The sequence below is a fragment of the Pseudomonas kielensis genome (assembly GCF_014236655.1).
In the GTDB taxonomy this organism is placed as follows: Bacteria; Pseudomonadota; Gammaproteobacteria; order Pseudomonadales; family Pseudomonadaceae; genus Aquipseudomonas; species Aquipseudomonas kielensis.
Genome location: NZ_JACMYG010000017.1, coordinates 1 through 25,108 on the forward strand (window position 1 = coordinate 1; position 25,108 = coordinate 25,108).

General features: G+C 61.7%; 27 protein-coding genes and 1 pseudogene. 15 read left to right on the forward strand and 13 right to left on the reverse strand.

Annotated elements, in window-relative coordinates; all coding sequences use genetic code 11:
* Nucleotides 1–357 precede the first annotated feature (357 nt).
* On the forward strand, nucleotides 358–663 hold the full coding sequence (locus tag H7995_RS16550) for a hypothetical protein (protein ID WP_182344059.1): 306 nt from the start codon (nucleotides 358–360) through the stop codon (nucleotides 661–663).
* 70 nt (nucleotides 664–733) lie between these two features.
* Here the strand turns inward: H7995_RS16550 and H7995_RS16555 are convergent, their stop codons facing one another.
* The gene (locus tag H7995_RS16555) at nucleotides 734–1,828 is read right to left on the reverse strand and encodes a DUF1615 domain-containing protein (RefSeq protein ID WP_182344057.1); all 1,095 of its coding nucleotides are present in this window, start codon (nucleotides 1,826–1,828) and stop codon (nucleotides 734–736) included.
* A 150-nt stretch (nucleotides 1,829–1,978) separates the two neighbouring features.
* Between H7995_RS16555 and H7995_RS16560 the strand changes: the two genes are divergently transcribed.
* Both H7995_RS16560 and H7995_RS16565 read left to right on the forward strand, forming a co-directional pair.
* Entirely contained in the window at nucleotides 1,979–2,593 is a 615-nt protein-coding gene (locus tag H7995_RS16560) for a LysE family translocator (protein WP_166592400.1), read from the forward strand.
* Nucleotides 2,594–2,639: 46 nt separating this feature from the next.
* Nucleotides 2,640–3,209 (forward strand): annotated as a pseudogene (locus H7995_RS16565) (FAD-dependent oxidoreductase); the annotation flags it as partial.
* Between the two features lie 18 nt (nucleotides 3,210–3,227).
* Here the strand turns inward: H7995_RS16565 and hemB are convergent.
* The gene (hemB, locus tag H7995_RS16570) at nucleotides 3,228–4,202 is read right to left on the reverse strand and encodes a porphobilinogen synthase (RefSeq protein ID WP_166592399.1); all 975 of its coding nucleotides are present in this window, start codon (nucleotides 4,200–4,202) and stop codon (nucleotides 3,228–3,230) included.
* 233 nt (nucleotides 4,203–4,435) lie between these two features.
* Between hemB and H7995_RS16575 the strand changes: the two genes are divergently transcribed.
* Nucleotides 4,436–5,056, forward strand: coding sequence for a LysE family translocator (locus tag H7995_RS16575; protein ID WP_166592398.1), 621 nt, complete (start codon nucleotides 4,436–4,438; stop codon nucleotides 5,054–5,056).
* Between the two features lie 45 nt (nucleotides 5,057–5,101).
* Here the strand turns inward: H7995_RS16575 and H7995_RS16580 are convergent, their stop codons facing one another.
* Nucleotides 5,102–5,803, reverse strand: a complete 702-nt coding sequence (locus H7995_RS16580; protein WP_182344051.1) for a glutathione binding-like protein — start codon at nucleotides 5,801–5,803, stop codon at nucleotides 5,102–5,104.
* Between the two features lie 332 nt (nucleotides 5,804–6,135).
* Here H7995_RS16580 and H7995_RS16585 point away from each other — a divergent pair, with 332 nt between their 5' ends.
* Both H7995_RS16585 and H7995_RS16590 read left to right on the forward strand, forming a co-directional pair.
* Nucleotides 6,136–6,810 (forward strand): histidine phosphatase family protein, encoded by a 675-nt coding sequence (locus H7995_RS16585; protein ID WP_185818628.1) that lies wholly within the window; start codon nucleotides 6,136–6,138, stop codon nucleotides 6,808–6,810.
* A gap of 76 nt (nucleotides 6,811–6,886) precedes the next feature.
* On the forward strand, nucleotides 6,887–7,939 hold the full coding sequence (locus tag H7995_RS16590) for a permease (RefSeq protein WP_185818629.1): 1,053 nt from the start codon (nucleotides 6,887–6,889) through the stop codon (nucleotides 7,937–7,939).
* A gap of 38 nt (nucleotides 7,940–7,977) precedes the next feature.
* Here H7995_RS16590 and mnmH read toward each other — a convergent pair whose 3' ends face one another.
* Nucleotides 7,978–9,081, reverse strand: a complete 1,104-nt coding sequence (gene mnmH, locus H7995_RS16595) for a tRNA 2-selenouridine(34) synthase MnmH (RefSeq protein ID WP_185818630.1) — start codon at nucleotides 9,079–9,081, stop codon at nucleotides 7,978–7,980.
* Nucleotides 9,081–10,115 carry a selenide, water dikinase SelD gene (gene selD, locus H7995_RS16600; protein WP_185818631.1) on the reverse strand — a complete coding sequence of 345 codons (1,035 nt, stop codon included), beginning with the start codon at nucleotides 10,113–10,115 and terminating at the stop codon, nucleotides 9,081–9,083. Before selD ends, mnmH begins: the two co-directional genes overlap by 1 nt.
* 151 nt (nucleotides 10,116–10,266) lie before the next feature.
* On the opposite strand from selD, the gene H7995_RS16605 reads away from it, so the two are divergent.
* Nucleotides 10,267–10,494: a DUF6555 family protein gene (locus H7995_RS16605; protein ID WP_095167875.1), complete on the forward strand. Its 228-nt coding sequence runs from the start codon at nucleotides 10,267–10,269 to the stop codon at nucleotides 10,492–10,494.
* 57 nt (nucleotides 10,495–10,551) lie between these two features.
* Here the strand turns inward: H7995_RS16605 and H7995_RS16610 are convergent, their stop codons facing one another.
* From H7995_RS16610 to H7995_RS16620, 3 genes are all read right to left on the reverse strand, one after another.
* Nucleotides 10,552–10,719, reverse strand: a complete 168-nt coding sequence (locus H7995_RS16610) for a metallothionein (RefSeq protein ID WP_166592393.1) — start codon at nucleotides 10,717–10,719, stop codon at nucleotides 10,552–10,554.
* A 122-nt stretch (nucleotides 10,720–10,841) separates the two neighbouring features.
* A complete protein-coding gene (locus H7995_RS16615) occupies nucleotides 10,842–11,297 on the reverse strand; it encodes a DMT family transporter (RefSeq protein WP_166592392.1) in 456 nt (151 codons plus the stop codon).
* 2 nt (nucleotides 11,298–11,299) lie between these two features.
* Nucleotides 11,300–11,797 carry a DMT family transporter gene (locus H7995_RS16620; protein WP_232534592.1) on the reverse strand — a complete coding sequence of 166 codons (498 nt, stop codon included), beginning with the start codon at nucleotides 11,795–11,797 and terminating at the stop codon, nucleotides 11,300–11,302.
* A 115-nt stretch (nucleotides 11,798–11,912) separates the two neighbouring features.
* On the opposite strand from H7995_RS16620, the gene H7995_RS16625 reads away from it, so the two are divergent.
* From H7995_RS16625 to H7995_RS16635, 3 genes are all read left to right on the forward strand, one after another.
* On the forward strand, nucleotides 11,913–12,845 hold the full coding sequence (locus H7995_RS16625; RefSeq protein WP_166592391.1) for a LysR family transcriptional regulator: 933 nt from the start codon (nucleotides 11,913–11,915) through the stop codon (nucleotides 12,843–12,845).
* Nucleotides 12,846–13,035: 190 nt separating this feature from the next.
* A complete protein-coding gene (locus tag H7995_RS16630) occupies nucleotides 13,036–13,830 on the forward strand; it encodes a hypothetical protein (RefSeq protein ID WP_166592390.1) in 795 nt (264 codons plus the stop codon).
* Between the two features lie 82 nt (nucleotides 13,831–13,912).
* Nucleotides 13,913–14,509 carry a DcrB/PsbP domain-containing protein gene (locus H7995_RS16635; RefSeq protein WP_166592389.1) on the forward strand — a complete coding sequence of 199 codons (597 nt, stop codon included), beginning with the start codon at nucleotides 13,913–13,915 and terminating at the stop codon, nucleotides 14,507–14,509.
* A gap of 9 nt (nucleotides 14,510–14,518) precedes the next feature.
* Here the strand turns inward: H7995_RS16635 and H7995_RS16640 are convergent, their stop codons facing one another.
* Together H7995_RS16640 and H7995_RS16645 are read right to left on the reverse strand one after the other, a co-directional pair.
* The gene (locus H7995_RS16640; RefSeq protein WP_166592388.1) at nucleotides 14,519–15,235 is read right to left on the reverse strand and encodes an alpha/beta hydrolase; all 717 of its coding nucleotides are present in this window, start codon (nucleotides 15,233–15,235) and stop codon (nucleotides 14,519–14,521) included.
* 251 nt (nucleotides 15,236–15,486) lie between these two features.
* A complete protein-coding gene (locus H7995_RS16645) occupies nucleotides 15,487–16,266 on the reverse strand; it encodes an ABC transporter substrate-binding protein (RefSeq protein ID WP_095167862.1) in 780 nt (259 codons plus the stop codon).
* A 258-nt stretch (nucleotides 16,267–16,524) separates the two neighbouring features.
* Between H7995_RS16645 and H7995_RS16650 the strand changes: the two genes are divergently transcribed.
* Nucleotides 16,525–17,184, forward strand: a complete 660-nt coding sequence (locus tag H7995_RS16650) for a type 1 glutamine amidotransferase (protein WP_182344044.1) — start codon at nucleotides 16,525–16,527, stop codon at nucleotides 17,182–17,184.
* A 7-nt stretch (nucleotides 17,185–17,191) separates the two neighbouring features.
* Here the strand turns inward: H7995_RS16650 and H7995_RS16655 are convergent, their stop codons facing one another.
* A complete protein-coding gene (locus H7995_RS16655) occupies nucleotides 17,192–17,626 on the reverse strand; it encodes a rhodanese-like domain-containing protein (RefSeq protein ID WP_185818632.1) in 435 nt (144 codons plus the stop codon).
* 100 nt (nucleotides 17,627–17,726) lie between these two features.
* Here H7995_RS16655 and ftrA point away from each other — a divergent pair, with 100 nt between their 5' ends.
* Complete coding sequence (gene ftrA, locus H7995_RS16660) at nucleotides 17,727–18,704, forward strand: transcriptional regulator FtrA (protein ID WP_166592385.1); 978 nt, start codon at nucleotides 17,727–17,729, stop codon at nucleotides 18,702–18,704.
* Nucleotides 18,705–18,765: 61 nt separating this feature from the next.
* Here the strand turns inward: ftrA and H7995_RS16665 are convergent, their stop codons facing one another.
* On the reverse strand, nucleotides 18,766–19,995 hold the full coding sequence (locus H7995_RS16665) for an acyl-CoA dehydrogenase (RefSeq protein WP_185818633.1): 1,230 nt from the start codon (nucleotides 19,993–19,995) through the stop codon (nucleotides 18,766–18,768).
* A gap of 164 nt (nucleotides 19,996–20,159) precedes the next feature.
* Here H7995_RS16665 and H7995_RS16670 point away from each other — a divergent pair, with 164 nt between their 5' ends.
* The 3 genes from H7995_RS16670 (at nucleotide 20,160) to H7995_RS16680 (ending at nucleotide 22,523) form a co-directional block, all read left to right on the forward strand.
* On the forward strand, nucleotides 20,160–21,095 hold the full coding sequence (locus tag H7995_RS16670; RefSeq protein ID WP_166592383.1) for a LysR family transcriptional regulator: 936 nt from the start codon (nucleotides 20,160–20,162) through the stop codon (nucleotides 21,093–21,095).
* A 100-nt stretch (nucleotides 21,096–21,195) separates the two neighbouring features.
* Nucleotides 21,196–21,606: a MerR family transcriptional regulator gene (locus H7995_RS16675; protein ID WP_095167852.1), complete on the forward strand. Its 411-nt coding sequence runs from the start codon at nucleotides 21,196–21,198 to the stop codon at nucleotides 21,604–21,606.
* A gap of 17 nt (nucleotides 21,607–21,623) precedes the next feature.
* The gene (locus H7995_RS16680) at nucleotides 21,624–22,523 is read left to right on the forward strand and encodes a hydroxymethylglutaryl-CoA lyase (RefSeq protein WP_166592382.1); all 900 of its coding nucleotides are present in this window, start codon (nucleotides 21,624–21,626) and stop codon (nucleotides 22,521–22,523) included.
* A 697-nt stretch (nucleotides 22,524–23,220) separates the two neighbouring features.
* Here the strand turns inward: H7995_RS16680 and H7995_RS16685 are convergent.
* Nucleotides 23,221–24,918, reverse strand: a complete 1,698-nt coding sequence (locus tag H7995_RS16685; RefSeq protein WP_182344039.1) for an AMP-binding protein — start codon at nucleotides 24,916–24,918, stop codon at nucleotides 23,221–23,223.
* Nucleotides 24,919–25,108: the final 190 nt, after the last annotated feature.

Below are 25,108 nucleotides of genomic sequence, written 5' to 3' on the forward strand. Positions count from 1 at the left end.
CAACTCCTTTCGCGCTTCGATGAACTGAAGCAACCTGCTGCCGAAAACTGCGTAACTCATTGTTTACCAAGGAGTTTCCCGTTTCGACTGCGCCGGAAGTGGGGCGAATTATAGACACCTGGAATCTGCCGTCAACTGCTAATTTGGTTTTTCTATCAAAAGCCCCAGAACCGCCCTCAATCCCGACTCTCTATATAGAAGAGCAATGTCTTGCCCTGCCCCCATCAGTTCCTGGTCCTGCTTGTCCGCGCCATCACCGCCATCGATGTTCACCATCGACCCAATGAAATTCTCTTAAAAATCCTGACGCGTAACATTGGCTCCATACCAACCACGACACCCCCGGAGCACACCCTCATGAAACGCCACATCATCCTCAGCCTCGCTTTCTCCGTACTGGCCACCAGTGCATTCGCCACCGACCTGGCACACCCCGTCAGCGCCACACAACAACCCGCCGTGATCGCCGAAGGTGGCTCCGACCGCCTGCAACAGAACCGTGTTGCCGAAGGTGGCTCCGATCGTCTGCAACAGAACCGTGTCGCCGAAGGTGGCTCCGACCGCCTGCAACAGAACCGTGTCGCCGAAGGTGGCTCCGACCGTCTGCAACAAAACCGTGTCGCCGAAGGTGGCTCCGATCGCCTGACCCAGAACCGTGCATGAATTGCCGGTCCGCACACCTCAACAAAAAGCCCGGCACACTCTGCCGGGCTTTTTTCGCCCTCCGTCGGCCCTAACCCGCGGCTGCGCGCTTCATGCAACGCTGATAACGCTCATCGACACGCTTGGCAAACCAGGCCGTGGTGAGCTTACGGGTGATTTTCGGGCTCTTTAGCTCAATCCCCGGCAACACCGCCCTGGGCAACGCCTGGCCTTGAGGCTTTTCGGCCAGCGCGAATACCCGCTTGTAGAGTTTGCTGTCTTCGAAAGCCAGACTATCCCCCAACTCCAGTTGATCGCGGATCGTGCTGTTGCGCATATCCAGGCGTTTACCCAGGCTGCGCACTGCCAGTTCAGTGGAACCCGGCAGTAGCGAACCGTAGCGGATCAAGTCGCCATCCAGCGCCAGGGAACCACCGGTCGCGCGGTTCAGTGCAGCCTGGAATGCCGCATTGCGGCTGGCGTACCAGCCGGCATTGAAGTCGGCGAAGCGATACAGCGGCTGGCTATAGCTCACCGGGTAACCGAGCAGGTGGGCGATGCCGAAGTACATGCCGCCCCGCCGAGTGAACACCTCACGGCGGATCGAGCCGTCCACCGGGTACGGATAGTTGCGCGCCTGCTTTTCGGCAAACGCGATGCTGACCTGCATCGGCCCACCGGTGTGCACCGGGTTGAACCCGCCGAACAGGGTCTTGCCCATGGGCACCCGGCCGATGAAGTCATCGAAGATCGCGCTGAGCTCTTTTTCGCTACGCGCCGCATTCAACCGGTCACTGTAACTTTTGCCATTGGTCGAACTGACCTGCAGGGCCCCCCGCACCAGGAGACTGGGGATATGCGCCCTGGCAGCACGGCGGTCGATCTCGTCCCGGGCAATCTTGCCCAGCCCCGGCACTTTCGGGTCAGCCTGAAAGGTCGACTCCTGCTCGGTCACTGCCAGCACCGAACAGAGATTCTGCGAGGTCGCGGGAATCGCCTGCGCGGCAAAGGCACTATAGATGTCGTTAGCCCAACCTTGCCGGTCCACCGTACTGGCGGGCAACAAGCGTACGATCTGCGCTTTGACCTGGTCCGGCTTGGGCGCTGCATCGCGGCTACCCTGACTCGCACACCCGGCCAGCAATAGCAGCGTAGCGAGGCTGATGATCAATTGATTGGCTTGCATGGTGTGGCTCAAGGGTCCTTTTGACCGACCGGGCGAATGACTCGCACTACACTTCGGTGTTTTCCTCTGGAAAAGCAACCCGCATTGCACTTCAATGAACGATTGCTTGCGGGTGCTCTGACACCCGATCACCGACTGGAGTTCGCTGGCATGCTGACAATGGATTTTCTGCTGACCTCACTGATCGTCGTGTTGATCCCCGGCACTGGCGTGGTATTTACCCTCTCCACGGCGCTGGCCGCTGGCAAACGGGCCAGTGTCTACGCTGCGCTGGGCTGCACGGGCGGGATAGTGCCGCACCTGATGGCCTCGATGCTGGGCCTCTCGGCAATCCTGCATACCAGCGCGCTGGCATTCCAGGGGCTGAAGTTTGCCGGGGTCGCCTACCTGTTGTACCTGGCCTATGCCACCTGGCGCGACCGCTCGGCATTTGCCGTCAGCGATACACCGCTCAACCTGAGTGGCGGCACCATCATGCTGCGCGCTGGCCTGCTCAATCTGCTCAACCCCAAGCTGACGATATTCTTCCTGGCGTTTCTGCCGCAGTTCATCACGCCCAACGGGCCGTCGGCCACGGTGCAGATGCTCACCCTAAGCACAGTGTTCATGTTGATGACCTTTGCGGTATTTGTGATCTATGGCTTACTGGCGAACTTTTTTCGCACGGCCGTCATCGAGTCACCCACCGTTCAGAACTGGCTGCGCCGCGGATTTGCCGCATCGTTCGCCGCACTGGGCCTGAACCTGGCGTTTGCCCAGCGCTGAGCCTCCCCATGGGGCGATGATAAAGACACCACCCACTACCAGAACGGCAGATCACAGGTTGCTCGACAGCTATGCCATCGAACGCATGGCCTTTGCTCGCAAACTGGTGAGCACCACCGATCGGGTATTCAGCTTCATCACAGCCGAAGGCGCCATCGCCGACCTGTTGCGCACCCGCGTGGCACCGTTGCTGTTACCCAAAATGGCGGCACTGGAGCGGGCTCGCGAGTGGTTGTTCCGCACCGTGTCGCAAATCACCCTGAACTACCGCGCGATGCCACTCAGTGCGGGCCATGCCGGCACGGTGTTCGGTGGCGATCGCCTGCCGTGGGTACAGGATGCTGAGCGCGACAACTTTTCCAGCCTCGCCCTCCCCGCCTGGCAGGTGCATGTGTACGGCGACACCAGCGACGAAATGCGCGCCTGGTGCAGCGATCATCACCTGGCGCTGCAGGTGTTCGCCTACACGCCCGCCCATGCAAAAGCCGGCCTGGCGTGCAATGGGTTCTACCTGTTGCGGCCTGACAGCTACGTAGCGCTCGCCGACCCGGGCGCTGACCCGAAAGTCATCGAGCGCTACTTTCACGCTCATGGGATCAAGCCGTTCATGAGCTGAGCGCGCGCCCGTAGCGGGTCAGATTCCGCTAAGCGCCAGGTCCATGGCGAAGTAGGTGAAGATCAGGTCCGCACCGGCGCGCTTGATCGCACCCAGGCTCTCGCGCACCACCCGCTCTTCGTCGATCGCCCCGGCGGCCGCGCCGAACTTGATCATCGCGTACTCGCCACTGACCTGATACGCCGCCAGCGGCAACCGCGAGGCTTCGCGGATATCGCGGATGATGTCCAGATAGGCGCCGGCGGGCTTGACCATCAGCGCATCGGCACCCTCCTGCTCATCCAGCAGCGATTCGCGCACGGCTTCGCGGCGATTCATCGGGTTCATCTGGTAGCTCTTGCGATCGCCCTTGAGCGCACTGCCACCGGCCTCGCGGAACGGGCCGTAGAGGGCCGAGGCAAACTTGGTCGAATAGGCCATGATCGACGTCTGGTGGAAGCCAGCAGCGTCCAGGGCGCGGCGAATGGCCTGCACCTGCCCGTCCATGGCCGCCGAGGGTGCAATCACATCCGCCCCGGCACGCGCGGCGGCGACGGCTTGCTGGCCAAGGTTGAACAGCGTCAGGTCGTTGTCGACTTCGGCGCCATGCATCACCCCGCAGTGGCCATGATCGGTGTACTCGCAGAAGCAGGTGTCGGACATGACGATCATTTCCGGCACCGCGTCCTTGCAGATCCGCGCCATGCGCGACACCAGACCGTTTTCCCGCCAGGTGTCGCTGCCATTGCCATCCAGGTGGTGCGACACCCCAAAGGTCATCACCGACTGGATACCGGCCCGGGCGTAACGCTCGATTTCACCGGCCAGTTTCGACTCGGGAATCCGCCGCACACCCGGCATGCTGGTGATCGGTACGAAATCGTCGATTTCTTCCTCGACAAAGATCGGCAACACCAGGTCATTGAGGCTGAACTCGGTTTCCTGGAACAGCTTGCGCAGTTGCGGGGTGCGCCGCAAACGGCGTGGACGGGCTTCGGGGAACTGGCTGGACATGAAATTTCCTGGCAGGAGGCCAAAGGCCTGAACAAGACAAAAAGTGCTGGAGGCGCGAGCTTATGCCCCTCGCCCCTGCTGGCACAAATGCCGGTGAGGCAAGAGTTTATTGCGAAAACAGTAACAATAGAACCCGAGGGGCCCCATCCCCTGACAGTGACTCACAGTTCAACTAATCTGCCTAACGCACCCACGGTGGGTGACAAACCCCGAAGGATACGGAGTGAGCCCAGATGTTTGAGATACACAACTACGGCAGTTTCATCGCGGCGATCGTGATTTTCCAACTGATCCCCGGCCCTGGCACCTTTGCCATCCTCAATGCCACCGCCCGCAACGGCATCGGCGCCGGTTTTGGCGCGGTGCTGGGGACCCTGCTGGGGGATGCGACCTACATGATTGCCGCTGCGGCCGGCCTGGCAGCGCTGATGAGCGCCAACCCGCTGCTGTTCCAGGGGCTGCAGTGGTTCGGTGCAGCGTACCTGTGCTGGATGGGCATACAAATGTTGCGCACCCCGGTGGCGCAACATGACGCGGCCCTGGAACCGCGACGCTCGGCGCGCACCTATTTGCGCAACGCCCTGGTCATCAGCCTGACCAACCCGAAGGTCATGCTGTTTTTCGTGGCGTTCTTCCCGCTGTTCATCAGCCCGGGGTCGTCGACGGTGACCCTGGTGGCGATGATGGTCCACGTGACCCTGATCAGCCTGCTGTACCAGGGCGCCCTGGTGCTGATCGGCAACGCCGCGGCGATCCGCTTGAAGGCCCTGCCCCTGGCCCGGACCATTGCCACCCGGGTGGCAGCCATCGCGCTGATCGGCTTTGGCCTCAAGCTGGCGGCCAGCAACCGCTAACCCAGCGCCCAGGTACGCCACTGCACCCGGCAGTGGCGGACCGGTTCAAGGCTTGGGAATTTCCAACCCGCGCACTACCGCCGGGCGCGCCAGGAAGCGCTCCAGTACCCGCAGCACATTGGGGAAGTTATTGATCCCCACCAAGTCGCCGGCCTCATAAAATCCGATCAGGTTGCGTACCCACGGGAAGATCGCGATGTCGGCAATGGTGTAGCGCTCACCCATGATCCAGTCACGCCCTTGCAGGCGTTCGTCGAGTACCTTCAGCAAGCGGGTGCTCTCGGCGACATAACGGTCCCGCGGACGTTTGTCCTCGTACTCCTTGCCGGCGAATTTATTGAAAAAGCCCAACTGGCCGAACATCGGGCCGATACCGCCCATCTGGAACATCAGCCACTGAATCGTCTCGTAACGTGCCGCCGACTCCTGGGCCAGCAGTTGCCCGCTCTTGTCGGCGAGGTAAATCAGGATCGCTCCGGACTCGAACAGCGCCATCGGCTTGTCGTCGGGGCCGTGAGGGTCGAGGATCGCCGGAATCTTGTTGTTGGGATTGAGCGACAGGAACGCCGGGGACATCTGGTCGTTGGTCTCGAAACTCACGCGATGGGCCTCGTACGGCAAGCCGATCTCTTCGAGCATGATCGAGACTTTGACCCCGTTTGGCGTAGGCAACGAGTAGAGTTGAAGCCACTCGGGGAACTGGGCAGGCCATTTTTCAGTAATCGGGAACGCTGACAAATCGGTCATAGTGAACATCCAGTGACAATTCAACGGCTGAGTTTTGGCCTAACACGCGGCACACGGCCGGCCTGTACGCGGGCTAGCTTATAGCGAGCCTGCCGGCGCCGGCATCTTAAATCGGAAACATTATGTCGCTAACCTTCCCCCATTCTCAGCGTTACCCCGGATAAAGTGCGCGCCCGCAGATTCCAATCGAACCAATGGCCCTCAGCGGACTCTGAAGGCAGCGCGCGCGCAAGATGACTCGCCCAACGACATGGAAAACCATCCGAAGCCGGGAGCTTGCGGTGGAAAGGTTTGTCAGCCTTAACCTGAATGTGCTGAAGAACTAATACTTGATGAGAAACCCACTGCAGATCACCCAACGCCTGAAACAGCGCGCCTTCGTGTTCCTCCCTGCACTGCTGACTACCTGCGCCCTGCTGCTGTCGCTGGAGTCGAGCGAAAGCCGCGCCCAGCCGGTTGATGGCACCCAGACCCTGGTGTTTTTGCGGCATGCGGAAAAACCGGCCGGCGGTCTCGGACAACTCAATTGCCAGGGCCTGAACCGCGCCATCGATCTGGCACAGCTGCTGCCCGAAAAATTCGGCAAAGCCGATTTCGTGTTTGCCGCCAACCCGACCCGCAATGTCGAGGAAGGCGAGCTCGACAACTCCTACAGCTACATCCGTCCCCTGATGACCATCAGCCCGAGCGCGATCAAGCTGGGCCTGCCGGTGAACATCGAGTTTTCCGCCAACGACACCAGTGAACTGGCGGACGAACTGCTCCACGACAAGTACCACAACTCGATCATCTACACCGCCTGGTCCCATGGCTACTTGCCAGAGCTGATCAACAAGGTGGCGCGCGAAGCGGTGGGCAGCAAGCTGTCGATCACCGAGGACTGGGAGTCCGGCGACTTCGACTCGATGTACGTCCTGACCCTGACCTGGCACAACGGCAAGGCCACCTTGCAGAGCCAGCATTACAAACAGGGCCTGGACAATGGCCAGGAGAGCTGCCCGACCTGACAGGGCGGCCGCACCAGCGCAGGGCCCGGGGTGAGGTATGATGCGCGACCTGTCCCCCTGTACCCGGAACCCCTGTATGTCCAACTTCTTAACCACCCCCAACCGGGGCTGGTCGTTCTGGTGCAAGCCGGCCCTGTTCCTGTTGGTGGCCTGCATTGGCCTCTACTACGTCAAGTGGTCCCCGTACTACTTCAAGGCCTTTACCGCTGCCGACAGCCACAGCATTGGCGCCTCGATTCTCAACGACGCGCAAACCGCCCCCCTGGCCGCCGCATTGACGTACGCCAAGGTGTACTTCCTGGCAATCTGGAAGGCCGCCGTCCTGGCGGTAATCCTCGGTTCCCTGCTGCAAGTCCTGATCCCGCGGGACTGGCTGCTGCGGCTGTTCGGCCGCGCGGGCTTCGCCTCCACCCTGCGCGGGGGCCTGTTCGCCCTGCCCGGCATGATGTGCAGCTGTTGTGCAGCGCCGGTAGCCGCCGGCATGCGCCGGCAAAACGTATCCGTGGGTGCGGCGCTGGCATTCTGGATCGGCAACCCGGTGCTGAACCCGGCCACCCTGGTATTCATGGGTTTTGTCCTGGGGTGGGGCTTTACCGCCCTGCGACTGGTCGCCGGCATCGTGTTGGTGCTGGGGGTTTCGCTGGTGGCCCAGCGCATTTCGCGACCCGAGCAAGTGCCACAAGCCGCCCTGCAAGCCGTGGAAAACGTCAGCACCACGGATTCGCAACCCTTCCTCGGCCGCTGGATCCGCACCCTGTGGCAATTGTTCTGGAGCACCATTCCGGTCTACATCCTGGCCGTATTGGTGCTGGGTGCCGCGCGGGTCTGGCTGTTTCCCCACGTTGACGGGGCGATGGCAGACAGCTTGTGGTGGCTGGTACCGCTGGCCATCGTCGGCACCCTGTTCGTGATCCCCACCGCGGCGGAAATCCCGATCGTGCAGACCATGATGGCCCTGGGCATGGGCACCGGCCCGGCGGTTGCGCTGTTGATGACCCTGCCCAGCATCAGCCTGCCGTCGCTGCTGATGCTGCGCAAAGACTTCGACACCCGGGTGCTGGTGACCGTGGCCCTGCTGACCATGCTGGTCGGCGGGCTGTGCGGGCTGATCGGCGCGCTGATACTGTAAGGCACGTGGCAAGGCGCTGAACGGTCGGCGCCTTGTTCTCAAGCTTGCCGGCGGCTGCGTTCGCGCAGGTATTCAAGCACCGCGGCCTGCTCACCCGCGAACTCGATTCGATCGCCCTTCTTCTCGCGCTGAAAGGCGTACATCGGGTCGTAGTACTCGTTCAACAACCCTTCGATCCAATCGCGATGCAGGTCCACCGCACCGCTGCGTGCCTGTTCAGCCAACGCCGCTTCCATCAAGCCGAACAGCCGTTGGTGGCGCTCGCCCCCCAGACGTTTGCGAATGTTGTTCAGGCTGTCCAGCAAGCGCTCGGAAAACTGTACAAAGCCCTGATCGCCATACACCGCGACAAACTCGGCGCACAGGTCCACCACATAATCACGCAGGATGCGCTCTACCCGCCCCTGCACGCTGTCCTCCAGCCAGACCATCGCAAAACGCTGCATGCCCTGATACAGCGGCAACGGCAAGGCGCAACTGCCCACCATGCGGCTTTCGTCCTCGAGCACAAACTGCTCGATGCCCCTGGCGCGCTTTTTCAGTACGTCGACTGCCAGGCGGTTCTCGAAGTCGATATTGGACGGTTGCCCGCTCGCCCGCTTGCCGAAGCTGGAGCCACGGTGATTGGCATGCCCTTCCAGGTCCAGGCCATTGTTCAATCGCGTGAGGACATCGGTCTTGCCGGTACCGGTCATGCCACCGAGCAAAACGAAATCGCACTGGCCGACAGCCTGGTCGAGCGTATCCAGCAGGAAGGTACGCATTGCCTTGTAGCCACCGCCGACCCGAGGATAGTCGATGCCTGCTTCGTCCTTGAGCCATTGCTGGACGATCTGCGAGCGCAGGCCTCCACGAAAGCAATACAGATAACCCTCGGGATGGGCCTGCGCGAAATCGGCCCAGGCCTGGATCCGCTCGGCCTTGATAGCCCCCGAGACCAACTGGTGCCCCAGGACAATGGCCGCCTGCTGGCCTTGCTGCTTATAACAGGTGCCGACACGCTGACGTTCGTTGTCAGTCATCAGCGGCAGGTTGACCACCCCGGGAAACGCACCCTTGGTGAATTCGATCGGCGCACGGGTGTCCATCATCGGGCGATCGTTGAGAAAGATGTCGCGGTAATCGGTGATATCGACAGGCATCAAATCACCTCGACCGCGTTGCTCTGTCGCTCGACCAGTTCACCGATAGGCGCCAGGTCCAACCCCAACTCGGCGGCCACCGCCAGGAATTGCGCGTTGCCCTGCGGTGTCACGGCAACCAGCAAGCCGCCACTGGTCTGCGGGTCGCACAACACACGCTTGTGCAACTCCTGGACACGCCCCAGCTTACTGGCGTAGCTGTCGAAATTGCGCAGGGTGCCACCCGGCACACACCCTTGGTCCAGGTAGTACTCGACACCCGGCAGGCGCGGCACGCGGTCGTAGTAGACCCGAGCCGTCAGCGCACTGCCGTCGGCCATTTCCACCAGATGCCCGAGCAAGCCAAAACCGGTGACATCAGTCATGGCGGTCACGCCGTCGAGCTTGCCGAATCGGCTCCCAGGCTTGTTCAAGGTGCACATCCAGTCCCGAGCCAGGCCCACGTCGCTGTCACGCAGCTTGCCCTTCTTCTCGGCGGTGGTGAGGATGCCGATCCCCAACGGTTTGGTCAGGTACAACAGGCAACCAACGGTCGCCGTGTCATTGCGCTTCATATGACGTTTTTGCACCAGCCCTGTGACCGCCAGGCCGAAAATCGGCTCCGGGGCATCAATCGAGTGCCCACCGGCCAAGGGGATTCCCGCCTCATCGCAGATCGACCGACCGCCGCGAATCACTTCCCGGGCAATCTCCGGCGCCAGCACATTGACCGGCCAGCCGAGAATGGCAATCGCCATCAACGGATCGCCCCCCATGGCGTAGATATCGCTGATGGCATTGGTCGCGGCGATGCGCCCGAAGTCGTAGGGATCATCGACAATCGGCATGAAAAAGTCGGTGGTCGAGACCACGCCGCGCTCGTCATCAATGGCATACACCGCCGCATCATCACGCGAAGCGTTGCCCACCCAGAGTTTCGGGTCGAGGTTCTGGGCGCCGCTGCCAGCCAGGATCACTTCCAGCACCTGGGGCGAAATCTTGCAACCACAGCCTGCACCGTGACTGTATTGAGTCAGGCGAATGGGCTCGCTCATGGGGGGCACCTCGGCAAAAAAGATCGCCCAGTCTAACAGAGCCCATTGGCCGCCCCCCAGAAGCCAGTCGATTGAGGCCCGCCGAGCAATTGGAATGAATTTTTTCAGCGACGGGGGATCACTCTAGTACGACAGGGAGGAATAGCGGCACATGATCAACGCAAAATTGTTCGTCATCGAATACACCCTTCACGGTGTGCCCAAGTCTTTCATCATCCGTCAGGAAAAGATGGACAACGCCGAGGCCTGGCACTGGGCCAGTTGCGACGCCGGGGTTGGGCGCATCGGCCGCTTTGGCCGAGAGAAAGTGAAGAAGACCAGCAAGCCGGCAGCGGAGAAATTCGGCATCGAAAACGTCACGTGGCGGCCCACCAGCTGAAGCGTGCATGACCTTGCCGTGGGCGCCATCTCGGCGTCAACGGCAAGGTCATACCCACTAGCCATGAGTCCCTTTGGCGCACTGGCAGCCCGCCGTCGTGCAGGCTTCGCCGTGCTCGTGATGCTTGGCACACCCCTCGCAGCAGTAGTGCTTGCCATGCCGGACTATCGAATGCTCGCCCAGTTTGCACGAGCAGTTGGGACAAGCGCAGGTGTCTGCTTTCATCAGTCTGACTCCATTGGTGTGGTCGTCCAGAGGCGACGCCAATGTCACCTCTCAAGCAGTGACCGCACCCACCGACATACCCTCGCGGCCCCTCGCTCCTGATACAGGTTAGTCGATAAACCTCAGGCCACTTGCCGGCGACTGCTGCGGTACATCAACACCAGCGCCAGCCCCAGGCAGACCATGGCCAGAATGCGATGGCTGGACAACTCGATGGACGGATTGCCCAGCCAGCCGAAATGGTCGATCAGCATGCCCATGCCCAACTGGCCGAGGATCACCGCCACCGTCGCCACCGCCGTGCCAACCCGGGGCACGGCACCGACCATCACCAGCATGTAAACCACGCCAAACAGGGCTCCGCTGAGCTGCCACTTCGGCACCTCCAGCAGGCTGACGGCATGGGCTGGTTCGAAGAACAGAATCAGCAAGGCGGTCGTGATGGCCCCCACCACAAAGGTCAACAGGCTACTGCGCAACACACCGACCGCCTGGCCCAAACGGCCGTTGATCGCCGCCTGCACACTCAACACCGCACCGGCCGCGACAACCACCAGCAACAACACCAACAGATACATGTTCAACCCCGCGCAATCAGGACAAGAGCAGCGACGATCAGCAGCAAGGCCAGCCAACGCTCCCGGTTGACCGGCTTGCGCGCCGCGCCGAACCAGCCGAAATGGTCGATCAGCACACTCTTGCCGACCTGACCGGAGAGGATCGCAATCATCGTCATGGCAATCCCGATGACCGGTGTCGCCAGGGTCAACACCACCACGTACATCGGCCCGAGCAAACCGCCAATCAATTGCCAGCGCGGCAAAGTGCTGAATGCCGGCCCCGGTTGCGGCCCGCTGAACAGCAACAGCAGAAACAGGATCGCCGAGCCGACACCGAAAATGCTCAGGGTCGCCCACAGATGCCCCACCTGGGCGCCCAAAGGCCCCAGCAAACCCGCCTCCACCGACAGGCCCATGCCCGCCAGGATCACCAGCGGTAGCAACAACAAGCGGGTGAGCGGGTTGGGCCGGGGCGTGACAGCGGCCCCGAGGGCCTCACGGGTAGAAACTGAAGACATGACAACTCCTGCACAAAGGTGAAAAGAATGACGGGCATTATCAATTGCCCAACCTTTGCGATAAATGCGATTCTGTCGACAACACTTTTGCGTAACTCGCACAGCAGGCTGTTTCATGCAGGGTCTCAATGAACTCAGTTTCAAGGCGCTACGGTTGTTCGTAGCGGTTCTCGATCACGGCAGCTTTTCCGAGGTCGCCCGCCGCGAAGGCCTGGCGCCTTCATCGATCTCGCGGCAGATCCAATTGATGGAACAGGCCCTCAGCCAGCAATTGCTCTACCGCCACACGCGGGCTGTGACGCCGACCGAGGCCGGGCGCCTGCTCGGCCAGCATGCCCGGGTGATGCTGGTGCAACTGGAAGAAGCCGAACAGGCCTTGCAGGAACAGGCCAGCGAACCCAGTGGCCTGGTGCGCATCAACGCGCCGGTGGTGTTCGGCCAGTTGCACCTGTCGCCCTGGATCGCCGAGCTGTGCCAGCGTTATCCCAGGCTGCAGCTGGACATCCAGCAAACCGATCGTTACGTCGACCCACTGCAGGAAGGCTGCGACCTGCTGTTTCGTATCGGCGCCCTGCACGACTCCAGCATGCAGGGCCGCGTGGTCGCGCCGCAGCGCTATCACGTCGCCGCCAGCCCGGCGTACCTGGCACACCATGGCACCCCGCAGCATCCCGTGGAGCTGGCGCGGCACCAGTGCCTCGCCTACAAGGGCGACTCCGGTCTGCAACGCTGGTTCTTCCGCCAGGACCCGGGCGAGTGGACCCCCTACTCGGTCAGGGGGCCGCTCACCGGCAACCACGCCGACACCCTGACCCAGGCTGCCGAACAGGGCATGGGCCTGGTGATGTTTCCTTCCTGGCTGATCGGCGAGGCCCTGAGCCGGGGCAAGCTGGTGCAGGTGCTCGGTGATTTCCAGGCCTCCAACAGCCTCGAACCCCAGCAGATCGCCATTCTCTGGCCAGGCAGTCGACGCTTGTCAGTGAAAGTGCGCGCAGTGATCGACTTTTTCGTCGAACGTTTTGGCGCAGTGCCCTACTGGGATCAGTAAGCCGGCTGGGGGTACAACCCAGCCATCGCACGATCAGCCACCTGTTCGCCGCGCGGATCATCACACACAGCCCCAGACCGATCGACGACGCAGCCCTCTTGAAGTGACGGGGATGTTGCAACCAGAGGGTTCAGGCGCCACGGCGAAGCCTTGTATGCTGTGTGCCCCGCCATCGAACAAGGAACGCTCCGTGCTGCTGTTGAAACTCGTGCTGATCCCCGGTTTTCTCCTGTTGATTTCCCTGGCCGGCAAACGCTGGGGACCGAGCGTCGCAGGATGGCTATCGGGGTTGCCGGTGGTGGTCGGGCCGATCCTGTTTTTCCTCGCGGTCGAACAAGGCCCGGCATTTGCGACCCAGTCGGCGATCGCGGCGCTGTCGGCCATGTCGGCGATGATCACCTTCTGCGTGGTCTACGCCCAGGCCGCGCAACGCTGCAACTGGCCGGCGGCGCTGCTGATCGCCCTGTTAAGTTGGAGCCTGGTGGCCTGGGTGCTGTCAGTGATGCCCGCGTCGCTGCTGTTGTCGGTGATCGCCGCGGCGACCGCCCTGCTCGCGGCTCCCTACCTGTTCCCCGCCGCACAACCCTTGCTCGCAGGCCCCGCGCCAAAGTCCGACAGACTGTTGCTGCGCATGCTGGCCGGGGCGTTGCTGACGCTGGCGGTGACCTGGTTCGCCAGCACCCTGGGTGAGCGCTGGAGCGGTTTGCTTGCGGTCTTCCCGGTGCTTGGCAGCGTGATGGCAGTGTTCTCCCAGCAAACCCGGGGGCCAGCATTCACCGCCGCGTTGCTGCGCGCCACCGCGACCGGCATGTACGCCTTCGCAGCCTTTTGCCTGACCCTGGCCTTGACCTTGCCGCGTTGGGACGGCTGGGCCTTTGTGCTCGGGGTGGCGGTGTCGCTGGTGATGCTGCTGATGACCAAGCGGCGGGCCGCACCCTCGCCCCTGCGCACCGGGACAGCGCCGCCGGTCAAGCTTGAAGACTGACCCACCGGCAAGTTCGTGCTGGAGTGAGTGAGGGGCCCCGTGGGATGATCGCCACCCCGCGCGATCACACCCGGAGACTCGCATGTCGCTGCTGAAAAAAATCATCGCCAGTAAACACGCCGCTGTTCTGTTGCTGACAGCGCTCACCACCTTCGGCGCCGCCAGCGTCTACGCCGCCAGCCAGCCGACGACCAAGACCGCCGCGGCAGAAAAAGTCGCGGTGCTGGGCAACAAGTTCACCTTCAGCCTGCCCAAGGGTTTCATTGCCAACCCATTGCCCGGCGGTGACGCGGCCAACGGCACGTCCGGCGCCAAGGGCACCATGTACACCAATCAGCAAAGCAAAACCGTGCTGATCATCGCCGAAAACACCTTGCCCGAAGGCCTCAGCGTCAAGGACAACGACGCGGTATTCCTCGACGAGTCCATCTCCGGTTTCGCCAGCCAGCAACGCGAAGCCCTGGCCGACTTCAACAAACAAAGCGAAAAAAGCCTGACCCTCAAAGGCCTGGGACTGCGCCAGATCGACTTCACCGCCACCCAGGGCGGCGGCCCGACCCTCAACACCAGCCTGCTGGCCGGCTCGGGCACTCGGATGATGCTGATCCAGATCATCTCCCGCGCCGACGACAAGGCCGGGCACGCGGCCCTGGTGAAAAACATCCTTGGCGAAAAGTAAACCGGCGAGCTACTGATTGATCCGTAACAACCAGGCATCGAGGTCCTTGATCTCCGACTCGCTGATACTGTGACCGAGCCCCGGATAGGCATGAAACTGCGGCACCAGGCCCAGCCCCGACAACAGGCTGTTGGCGTCAGTGCCATCGCTGAAGGGCAAGCGCTGGTCGTCCGTGCCATGGCCGATGAAAATCGCCAGGGAACCCAGCGCCGGGTCCGCCTTGAGCTGACCACGCAACACCGGCAGCACCTTGCCACTCAACGCCGCTATCCCACGCACCGCCGTGGGATGGCGTAGCGCGACTTCATACGACATGATCGCCCCCTGGCTGAAGCCCACCAGGAACACCCGATCGGCCGTGGTGTGATACTTGCTCGCCGCCTTCGCGACAAAATCCATCAGCAACGCGGCACTGCGCTGCAAGTCATCACTGTCCCCGTCGTACGCCCCGTCCCCCTTCTTGTTAAACCACTGATAACTGCCCTGCTCCAGCACCTGCGGCGCACGTACCGCCAAATAGGTATACGACGCCGGCAACCCCTCCTTGAGATTAAACAGATCCGCCTCGTTGCTGCCGTAGCCATGAAGAAAAATCACCAGCGGCTGATTGGCCGGGCCGGGGATCGATTGTTCGAGGTACTGCAGCGGCAAATCGTCATGCAACACCGATTGGGCCTGCACGACCGGGGATGCCAGCAACAGGCATACGGCAAACAACTTGAGCATGGACCTTCCTTCAATGGGGCGGATTCGCGGGGCAGCGTAGCATGCGAGGGAAAACGGGGAATGAAACAGGCCGGGCACGCCGACCTTGATCAAGGGCTGCGAGGATTGGGGTATTGCCGAAACATACGGTGCGGCGGATCTGCCCCCCCAAAAACTCAGCGCCTACCCAAATGAACACGAACGGACTCCCCCTCCAGGCATAAAAAAAGTGGCCACCGCGTCAACGGTGGCCACTTTTTCCAACGGTGAAATTACTCGCCGTAAACGTCGAAATTGAAGTACTTGTCCTGCACTTGCTTGTACTTGCCATTGGCGCGGATTTCAGTGATGGCAGTGTTGAACTTGTCCGCCAGCTCCTTATCGCCCTTGCGCACGGCAATGCCTGCACCGCCACCGAAGTACTTGGCGTCTTCATAGGTCGGGCCAACAAACGCAAAACCTTTACCGGCGTCGGTTTTCAGGAAGCCGTCGTCCAGGGTGACCGAGTCGGCCAGCATCGCGTCGAGGCGGCCAGAGACCATGTCCAGGTTGACTTCCTGCTGGGAGCCGTAGCGCACCAGCACGATACCGGCCGGCTGCAGCACTTCGGTGGCGAAACGGTCGTGGGTACTGGCACGCAGAACCCCGACTTTCTTGCCCTTGAGCTCGGTCAGCGGATCCTTGATGTCGGAACCGGCCTTCATCACGAAACGTGCCGGGGTGTGGTAGTACTTGATGCTGAAGTCGACGTTCTTCTTGCGGTCGTCAGTGATGGTCATGGACGACAGGATCGCGTCGATTTTCTTGACCTTGAGCGCGGGAATCAGGCCATCGAACTCCTGCTCGACCCAGGTGCACTTGACTTGCATCTGCGCGCACAGCGCGTCGCCGATGTCCACGTCGAAACCGGTCAGCTTGCCGTCTGGGGTTTTCATCGAGAACGGCGGGTAACCGGCTTCGATACCGATACGGATCGGCTTGGCGTCTGCGGCCACGGCCGAGAGGGACAACACGGACAGTGCCAGAGCACCGAACATCACTAGCTTCTTCATTTATAACTCCTGTGTGCGGAGACTCTTGTTGGCGACCTCGACGGTAGCTTGTGGCTAGTATTTATCGAAGTGGCCGGCAGTCTAGAGCTGCACCCAGCGAGCAAATTGTGCATATGCGACAAATAGTTATAGAAAAGTGGCAAAGGTGTGAGCACAGATGACCCCTTGCCTCGACCTACCGAAATGGCCTACAGAAGCATCACGCTTTGCGTCATGATGCCCGCGCAGTCCGACATTCACCTGCGACGGTTCCCGCCCATGCTCGCACCTTCAAATTCAGTGCAGTTGATTCAGCACCACCCTGCCGAAGGCCCCGGCGCCATTGCCACCTGGGCGCAATCCAGGGGCCTGACCCTGGCGGTATTCCGCGCTGACCTCGGGCACTTGCCAGCGGTGAGTGCCGCTCCGGTGATTATTCTGGGAGGGCCATACGAATCCAACGCCGGCCCCGCGTGGCTGGCGCAAGAACGCCAGTGGCTGGCCGCCAGCCTGGCGCAGGGGGCACCGGTGTTCGCCATCTGCCTGGGCGCACAATTGCTGGCCCTGAGCCTGGGCGGCCAAGTGCGCCGCATGGCCACGACTGAAACCGGCTGGACCACCGTCAACTTTGCCGACGGCTCGGCATTGAAGGTACTTGAATGGCACGAAGACGCGATTGACCTGCCGCCTGGCGCGCAGTTGCTGGCCAGCAGTGCGCTGTGCGAGCAACAGATGTATGCCGTCGGCTCGACCCGTATCGGCTTGCAATTCCACCCGGAATGGAACGCCGAGTCGGTTGCCCAACTCAACGCCCATTTCGCCGATGAATCGCCCCTGCCCCGCCACCAGGACCACAGCGCCGCTTACCGCCAGGTGTACGACTGGCTGCAGGTGACACTGGATCAATGGCACCTGGCCGCAACCGCCGCCTCGCGGTAACGGACGCTCAGCACTCGCAGCCAATTGCCACATCGGCCCGCGCTGCACCTGCGGCACTTAATACAAATCCCTCATCCAGCCACCCGGTCACTCCACCGATCATTTCCTTGACCGAGTACTCCAGCGCCGCCAGTTTCACCGCGGCCTTGTTGGCGCCATTGCAATGGGGGCCGGCGCAATACACCACGAACAAGGTGTCCTTGGGGTAACCCGCCAACAACCCGGCCGTGATCAGGCGCCCGGGAATGTTGATCGCCCCCGGCAGATGACCGCGCTGGTAAGCCAAAGGCCCACGCACATCCACCAGGACAAAATCCACTGCACCGGCCTCCTGGCTGCTGAAGACGTCGGAACAATCGGTTTCAAAGGTCAGGCGGTTGCTGAAATGCATCAAGGCAACGGCGCTAGGGGCTGCAGGAATCGCGCGAACCAGGCTGGTCATGGGTGTTCTCCAAAGCATGTGTGGGCTTGCCAGCACTGTATCGAACCGACCTGAAGCGCTACAGTGGCGCACAAGACACTCACTGGGAACTTTCCGCCAAATGCACAGCACACCCGGTTCTGTAGCGATCCTGGCCTACGACGGCCTCTGTACCTTTGAGTTTGGCATTGCGGTGGAGATCTTCGGCCTGGCACGGCCCGAGTTCGACTTCCCTTGGTACCAGCACCGGATCGTCGCCGTCGATCAGGGCCCGATGCGGGCTACCGGCGGCATTCAGGTGTTGGCCGATGGCGGCATGGAACTGCTGGAGACCGCCCGCACCATCATCATTCCCGGCTGGCGCAGCCGCAGCGATCCGGTGCCCGCCACTCTGTTGGCGGCATTGCGCCGGGCCCACGGGCGCGGAGCACGCCTGGTGTCGATCTGTTCCGGGGTGTTTGTGCTGGCGGCCAGTGGCCTGCTCGACGGCTTGCGCGCCACCACCCACTGGCGCTACACCGACGAACTGAGCGCACGCTACCCCAACATCCTGGTGGACCCGGACGTGCTGTACGTGGACGCGGGCCAGTTGCTCACCTCGGCTGGCAGCGCCGCCGGCATCGATGCCTGCCTGCACCTGGTGGCGCGGGACTTTGGCACCCAGGTGGCCAATTCGGTGGCGCGCCGGCTGGTGATGTCACCGCAACGCACCGGCGGCCAGGCGCAGTTCATCCCCGCCCCGGTCAGCCGCACACCCCGCAGCGACCTGTCACGGGTAATGCAATGGGCTCGCGAGCGCTTGCACGAACCACTGGAAGTACGCGACCTGGCCAGCCAGGCGGCAATGAGCGAGCGCACCTTCCTGCGCCGTTTCAGCGAAGCCACCGGGGCTTCGCCCAAGTCCTGGCTGCAACAGCAACGCCTGGCCCGCGCCCGTGAACTGCTGGAAAGCAGCCGGCACACGACCGAGCAGATTGCGCAGCAGTGCGGCTATCGCAGTGTGGAGAGTTTTCGCGTGGCCTTTCGCACGGTGGTCGGGTTGGCACCGTCGGTGTATCGCGAGCGGTTTGGTCGCGGCGAGCAGGCGCTGCCGGCCTAGGACCGAAACGTCAGCACCCGCCAACGCCAAAGGCGCGGGCGGGTGTCAGGTGAGGCGCGGTTTAATGGCCGCTACGGAGCATTTCCTTGGGCACATACTTGCCGATTTCGAACTTGCCGATCGCCGCACGGTGCACCTCGTCCGGGCCATCGGCCAGGCGCAAGGTGCGTTGCATGGCGTACATGTAGGCCAGCGGGAAATCGTTGGAAACCCCGGCACCGCCATGGATCTGGATCGCCCGGTCAATGACCCGCAAGGCCACGTTCGGGGCGACCACCTTGATCTGGGCGATCTCGCTTTTCGCCACTTTGTTACCCACGGTGTCCATCATGTAGGCAGCCTTGAGGGTCAGCAGGCGCGCCATGTCGATTTCCATCCGCGAGTCGGCAATCTTGTCGATGTTACCGCCCAGGCGTGCCAGCGGTTTGCCGAAGGCCGTGCGATTGACCGAGCGCTTGCACATCAATTCCAGCGCGCGCTCGGCCATACCGACCGAACGCATGCAGTGGTGAATGCGGCCCGGGCCGAGGCGACCCTGGGCGATCTCGAAACCACGTCCCTCGCCCAACAGTACGTTTTCGTAGGGCACACGGACGTTTTCGAACAGCACTTCGGCGTGACCGTGGGGCGCGTCGTCGTAGCCGAATACCGGCAGCGGACGCAGAATTTTTACCCCAGGAGTGTCCACCGGCACCAGGATCATCGAGTGCTGCGCATGGCGTGGCGCATCCGGGTTGCTCAGGCCCATGAAGATCAGAATCTTGCAGCGCGGGTCGCAGGCCCCGGAGGTCCACCATTTCTTGCCATTGATCACCCACTGATCGCCATCGCGCTCGGCACGGGCCGCCATGTTGGTGGCATCGGATGAGGCCACATCCGGCTCGGTCATGGCGAACGCCGAACGGATCTCGCCGCGCAGCAGGGGTTCAAGCCAGCGCTGTTTCTGCTCTTCGTTGGCGTAGCGCACCAGCACTTCCATGTTGCCGGTGTCCGGCGCCGAGCAGTTGAAGGGTTCCGGCCCCAGCAAGGAGCGCCCCATGATCTCCGCCAGCGGTGCGTATTCGAGGTTGGTCAGGCCGGCACCGAGTTCCGATTCCGGCAGGAACAGGTTCCACAGGCCTTCGGCCTTGGCCTTGCTTTTGAGTTCTTCCATGATCGCGGTGGGCTGCCAGCGATCACCTTCGGCGACCTGGCGCTCAAACACGGCTTCGGCTGGATAGACGTAAGCATCCATGAACGCAGTCACGCGTTCACGCAGTTCCTGAACCTTGGGCGAATAAGCGAAATCCATGGGCGGCTACCTTTTTTGACGAGGTGATGAAGTCGTTATTGAGGGCATGAATTGATGCTAGATCAGCGTTGATAATTTACCTAGCCTATTCTCGGCGTGTATTAACATTCATCACCGATATATGATCGACTGATCGAGCCCACCTACAACAAGAGCGTAGTGACATGAATCTGAGCAAGGTCGACCTCAACCTTTTCATCGTCTTCGATGCCATCTATACCGAAGCCAACCTGACCCGCGCCGGGCAGATCGTCGGCATTACCCAGCCCGCAGTGTCCAACGCTCTGGCCCGCCTGCGCGAGACCTTCAACGACCCGCTGTTCGTGCGCACCGCCCAGGGCATGGTGCCGACACCGATGGCGCAGAACATCATCGGCCCGGTGCGCAATGCGCTCTCGCTGTTGCGGGTCTCGGTCCAGGAAAGCCGCATCTTCAACCCGTTGCAGGCGGTCAAGACTTACCGCATCAGCATGACCGACCTCACGGAAGCGGTGATCCTGCCGCCGTTGTTCCAGCGCCTGCGCCGCCTGGCCCCGGGCGTGGTCATCGAAAGCTTCCTGTCCAAGCGCCGCGAGACCACCAAGGAACTGGCCGCCGGACGCCTGGACTTCGCCGTCGATGCGCCGCTCAACACCGACCCGCAAGTGCGCCACGTCAAGCTGATGGAAGACCGGTACGTCTGCGCCATGCGCAAGGGGCACCCCATGGCCGGCAAGGAAAAGTTCAGCCTCGACGATTACCTGTCCCTGACCCACATCCATATTTCCAGCCGTCGCAGCGGCCTGGGCCATGTCGACCTGGCACTGGGCAAGATGGGCATCCAGCGCAAGATCGCCCTGCGGTCGCAGCATTACCTGATGGCCTCTCAGGTCCTGCAGCAAACCGACATGGTGATGACCGTGCCGGAACGTTTTGCCCGCCGCCATGAACTGCAATCATTCCTGCTGCCGGTCAACGATGTGCCCCCGGTGGCAACCCACCTGTACTGGCACGAAAGCACCGACCAGGACCCGGCCAACCGCTGGATGCGCGAGCAGATGATCGAGTTGTGCCAGCAGGTCACGGCGCACGAGAAGAAGCTGGATAAGCAGCAGGCTTGAGGGCGGGTATCGGACAATGGGGTCTGGTGCAGCGCTTGCTGCTTGACGTTTACGTCAACCTGACATTAGCTTAGCGCCAAGCCCCTTTTTCGAGCGTGCCATGAGCAGCCAGACCTACAGCATTTCCGACCTCGCCCGCGAGCTCGACATCACCACCCGCGCCATCCGTTTTTATGAAGAGCAAGGACTGCTCAGCCCCGAGCGGCGCGGGCAGGAGCGGATCTACTCGCCTCGGGACAAGGTCAGCCTGAAGCTGATCCTGCGGGGCAAGCGCATTGGCTTTTCCCTGGCCGAATGCCGCGAGCTGATCGAACTCTACGACCCCACCAGCGGTAACACCAAGCAGTTGAACAGCATGCTGGCGAAAATCAGCGAACGCCGGGAACAGCTGGAACAGCAACTGCTGGACATCGAACAGATGAAGCTGGAGCTCGACACCGCCGAAGAGCGCTGTGTCCAGGCGCTGGAACAGACCCTCAAGAGCCAGCAGGCCGCGCCTTCACACTCCTAACCACAGGTGAACCTGATATGTCCCTCCCCTCCCATGTACGCCTGATCGAAGTCGGCCCACGCGATGGCCTGCAAAACGAAGCCCAACCCATCAGCGTCGCCGACAAGGTGCGGCTGGTCGACGCGTTGACGGCCGCCGGCCTGGGTTACATCGAAGTCGGCAGCTTCGTTTCGCCCAAGTGGGTACCGCAAATGGCCGGCTCCGCCGAAGTGTTCGCGCAGATCCAGCGCAAGCCCGGGGTTACCTACGGTGCGCTGGCGCCGAACCTGCGTGGGTTCGAAGACGCCATGGCCGCCGGGGTCAAGGAAGTCGCGGTGTTTGCCGCCGCCTCCGAAGCCTTCTCGCAACGCAACATCAATTGCTCGATCAGCGAAAGCCTGGAGCGATTTGTGCCGATCATGGACGCCGCCCGCCAGCACGGTGTCAGTGTGCGCGGTTACGTGTCCTGTGTGCTGGGCTGCCCGTACGAAGGTGACGTGGCCCCGGAGCAAGTGGCCCTGGTTGCTCGCGAGCTGTATGCCATGGGCTGTTATGAGGTGTCCCTGGGGGACACCATCGGCACCGGCACCGCCGGCGCTACCCGGCGGATGTTCGAGGTGGTGGGCGCCCAGGTGCCACGGGACAAACTCGCCGGCCACTTCCATGACACCTACGGCCAGGCCATGGCCAACGTCTACGCCAGCCTGCTCGAAGGCATCGCGGTGTTCGACAGCTCCATCGCCGGCCTGGGCGGCTGCCCGTATGCCAAGGGTGCCAGCGGTAACGTGGCCACCGAGGACGTGCTGTACCTGCTCAACGGCCTGGGGATCGAGACGGGGGTGGATATGCCGCAATTGCTGGTGGCCGGCCAGCAGATCTGCGACGTCTTGGGGCGAGTAACGGGTTCGCGCGTGGCCAAGGCCCGCAGCGCCCAGTAAATGTGTGCCGGGGTGTTACCGCCCCGCACCAAAACGAGTAACACGGAAACAACCTGAGGGAATTTTTAGCCTGGGCTTGTTCAACAAAATATTAAGTCATTGATTTTAAAGGACTTTTAAAAGTTGGCACGGGTTCTGCTATCTCTATGGCATAACAAGAACAAAAAAAGCGGCAAACCTAATAAAAATAAGACGTAACGACTCTGACATAACAAAAACAACACGGCAGAGACGCAGCTAACAGATTTTTTTGGAGAAGGTGTGCTTTCAGGGTGCTGCTTGCAGTGACCCGCAACCGGGCAGAGAACAATAAAACTACCTTCAGGTAGCTCCCGAACTGGTTGGATCGCTTGGCGAAAAAGCAGATCAGCGCTCAAAAAAATACGTTTGCTCTTGACCCCGCATGGGGGTCGCACAAAACAGCGGTAAAGGGCCACGGTTGCCAAAAACAACAACAGACCGCCCCTTAATAATAAAAATAGAGCACGCAACGACAAATTAAAGGGGAGCCTCGGCTCCCCTTTGTGCTGTCTGGGGTTTAAGGTCCCCGCCACCCCCATTTGCAGAAGCAGCGGATCAACCCATCACCCACGGTGGGAGCGAGCGTGCTCGCGATAGCGGTGGCTCATCCGACATCCATGCTGGACATACCATCGCCATCGCGAGCAAGCCGCGTGCGGCTTGCTCGCCCCTGCAGTCAGCCCTTGACCTCCCGCAGCTCCTCGATGGAGATCTCGCGCATCTTGAACTTCTGGATCTTGCCAGTCACGGTCATCGGGAACTCCTCGACGAACTTGAAGTGACGTGGCGTCTTGAAGTGGGCGATGCGCTCCTTGCACCAGGCTTGCAGCTCCAGTTCGTTGGCGCTGTGACCGGGGTGGAATTTGATCCAGGCGACAATCTCCTCGCCATATTTCTCGCAGGGAATGCCGATTACCTGTACATCCGCCACCGCCGGGTGGGTGAAGAAAAATTCTTCCAGCTCGCGCGGATAAATATTCTCGCCGCCACGAATGATCATGTCCTTGTTACGCCCGGCGATGCAGACGTAGCCCTCTTCGTTCATGGTCGCCAGGTCGCCGGTGTGCATCCACCCGGCCTGATCGATGGCTTCGGCGGTGCCCTCAGGGTTGTTCCAGTAGCCGAGCATCACGCTGTAGCCGCGGGTGCACAGTTCACCAATGGTGCCGCGGGGCACGAGGTTGCCGGCTTCATCGATAATCTTGCTTTCCAGTTGCGGCTGGGTGCGGCCGACGGTCGTCACCCGCAGCTCCAGATTGTCCGCAGGACCGGTCTGCAACGACACCGGGCTGGTTTCCGTCATGCCGTAGGCAATCTGCACTTCGTTCATGTGCATTTCGCTGATGACCCGGCGCATCACCTCAATCGGGCAGGTCGCCCCGGCCATGATGCCGGTGCGCAGGGACGACAGGCCAAACTCCTTGCGCCGCGGGTGATCGAGCATGGCGATGAACATGGTCGGCACGCCATACAAGCCGGTGGCCTTTTCCTGGGCCACGGTTTCCAGGGTCAACAGGGGATCGAAGGCGTCGTTGGGGTAAATCATGGTGGTGCCATGGGTGATACACCCCAGGTTGCCCATCACCATGCCGAAGCAGTGGTACAGCGGCACCGGGATCACCAGGCGATCGTCGGCCGTCAGCCCGAGGCTTTCGCCCACCATGTAGCCATTGTTGAGGATGTTGTAGTGACTGAGGGTGGCTCCCTTGGGGAAACCGGTGGTGCCGGAGGTGTACTGAATGTTCACGGCCTGGTCGAAATGCAGGCTGTTCTGCCGCGCCTTGAGCTGCTCGGGCGGCACCCCTGCCCCCAGCTCTGTCAGTTGCGACCAGGGCAGGAAGCCTGCGGGCGGCTGCGGGTCGAGGCTGATGACGCCGCGCAGTTGCGGCAGGCGCTCGCACTGCAATTGGCCGACCGGGTGTTGCGCCAACTCCGGCGCCAGGCCCTGCAGCATGGCGTGGTAATCGGAGGTCTTGAAGGAGCCGGCACATACCAGCCACTGGCAACCGGACTGCTTGAGCACGTACTCCAGCTCCGAGCTGCGATAGGCCGGGTTGATGTTGACCAGAATCACCCCGATCTTCGCGCTGGCGAACTGGCTGATGCACCACTGGGCACAATTGGGCGCCCAGACGCCGAGGCGATCCCCGGCCTGCAGGCCCAGCGCCAGCAGCGCCCTGGCGTGCAACTCCACCGCCTCGGCCAGTTGCGTCCAGCTGTAGCGCAACTGCTGGTGGCGGACCACCAACGCTTCGCCCTGCGGGTAACGGGCGACCGTGTTGTCGAATGCCTGGCCAATGGTCATCGCCAGCAAGGCTTTGTCCTGCGAGCCACGGGTGTAGCTGTGCTGTGGGTGAGCACTGTGTTGATCCATGACGACCCCTATTGTCTTTATTAGCGGGTGTGTGGAAGCCCGGCATCATGCCGCCGGACCCGACCTGAACTGCCTCTACTCTCGCTCAAGTTGACGTTAACGTAAAGGGCGATTGACAGCCATTCGTCTCAGGTTTACGTTAACGTAAAGGTGACAGTCGACTCGGCGCGCATCGCAGGCCGATTCTCCA

Coding starts and splice junctions, on each gene's coding strand:
- H7995_RS16550 (WP_182344059.1), top strand. CDS start 358: ATGAAACGCCACATCATCCTCAGCCTCGCTTTCTCCGTACTGGCCACC.
- H7995_RS16555 (WP_182344057.1), bottom strand. CDS start 1,828: ATGCAAGCCAATCAATTGATCATCAGCCTCGCTACGCTGCTATTGCTG.
- H7995_RS16560 (WP_166592400.1), top strand. CDS start 1,979: ATGCTGACAATGGATTTTCTGCTGACCTCACTGATCGTCGTGTTGATC.
- hemB (WP_166592399.1), bottom strand. CDS start 4,202: ATGTCCAGCCAGTTCCCCGAAGCCCGTCCACGCCGTTTGCGGCGCACC.
- H7995_RS16575 (WP_166592398.1), top strand. CDS start 4,436: ATGTTTGAGATACACAACTACGGCAGTTTCATCGCGGCGATCGTGATT.
- H7995_RS16580 (WP_182344051.1), bottom strand. CDS start 5,803: ATGACCGATTTGTCAGCGTTCCCGATTACTGAAAAATGGCCTGCCCAG.
- H7995_RS16585 (WP_185818628.1), top strand. CDS start 6,136: ATGAGAAACCCACTGCAGATCACCCAACGCCTGAAACAGCGCGCCTTC.
- H7995_RS16590 (WP_185818629.1), top strand. CDS start 6,887: ATGTCCAACTTCTTAACCACCCCCAACCGGGGCTGGTCGTTCTGGTGC.
- mnmH (WP_185818630.1), bottom strand. CDS start 9,081: ATGCCTGTCGATATCACCGATTACCGCGACATCTTTCTCAACGATCGC.
- selD (WP_185818631.1), bottom strand. CDS start 10,115: ATGAGCGAGCCCATTCGCCTGACTCAATACAGTCACGGTGCAGGCTGT.
- H7995_RS16605 (WP_095167875.1), top strand. CDS start 10,267: ATGATCAACGCAAAATTGTTCGTCATCGAATACACCCTTCACGGTGTG.
- H7995_RS16610 (WP_166592393.1), bottom strand. CDS start 10,719: ATGAAAGCAGACACCTGCGCTTGTCCCAACTGCTCGTGCAAACTGGGC.
- H7995_RS16615 (WP_166592392.1), bottom strand. CDS start 11,297: ATGTATCTGTTGGTGTTGTTGCTGGTGGTTGTCGCGGCCGGTGCGGTG.
- H7995_RS16620 (WP_232534592.1), bottom strand. CDS start 11,797: ATGTCTTCAGTTTCTACCCGTGAGGCCCTCGGGGCCGCTGTCACGCCC.
- H7995_RS16625 (WP_166592391.1), top strand. CDS start 11,913: ATGCAGGGTCTCAATGAACTCAGTTTCAAGGCGCTACGGTTGTTCGTA.
- H7995_RS16635 (WP_166592389.1), top strand. CDS start 13,913: ATGTCGCTGCTGAAAAAAATCATCGCCAGTAAACACGCCGCTGTTCTG.
- H7995_RS16640 (WP_166592388.1), bottom strand. CDS start 15,235: ATGCTCAAGTTGTTTGCCGTATGCCTGTTGCTGGCATCCCCGGTCGTG.
- H7995_RS16645 (WP_095167862.1), bottom strand. CDS start 16,266: ATGAAGAAGCTAGTGATGTTCGGTGCTCTGGCACTGTCCGTGTTGTCC.
- H7995_RS16650 (WP_182344044.1), top strand. CDS start 16,525: ATGCTCGCACCTTCAAATTCAGTGCAGTTGATTCAGCACCACCCTGCC.
- H7995_RS16655 (WP_185818632.1), bottom strand. CDS start 17,626: ATGACCAGCCTGGTTCGCGCGATTCCTGCAGCCCCTAGCGCCGTTGCC.
- ftrA (WP_166592385.1), top strand. CDS start 17,727: ATGCACAGCACACCCGGTTCTGTAGCGATCCTGGCCTACGACGGCCTC.
- H7995_RS16665 (WP_185818633.1), bottom strand. CDS start 19,995: ATGGATTTCGCTTATTCGCCCAAGGTTCAGGAACTGCGTGAACGCGTG.
- H7995_RS16670 (WP_166592383.1), top strand. CDS start 20,160: ATGAATCTGAGCAAGGTCGACCTCAACCTTTTCATCGTCTTCGATGCC.
- H7995_RS16675 (WP_095167852.1), top strand. CDS start 21,196: ATGAGCAGCCAGACCTACAGCATTTCCGACCTCGCCCGCGAGCTCGAC.
- H7995_RS16680 (WP_166592382.1), top strand. CDS start 21,624: ATGTCCCTCCCCTCCCATGTACGCCTGATCGAAGTCGGCCCACGCGAT.
- H7995_RS16685 (WP_182344039.1), bottom strand. CDS start 24,918: ATGGATCAACACAGTGCTCACCCACAGCACAGCTACACCCGTGGCTCG.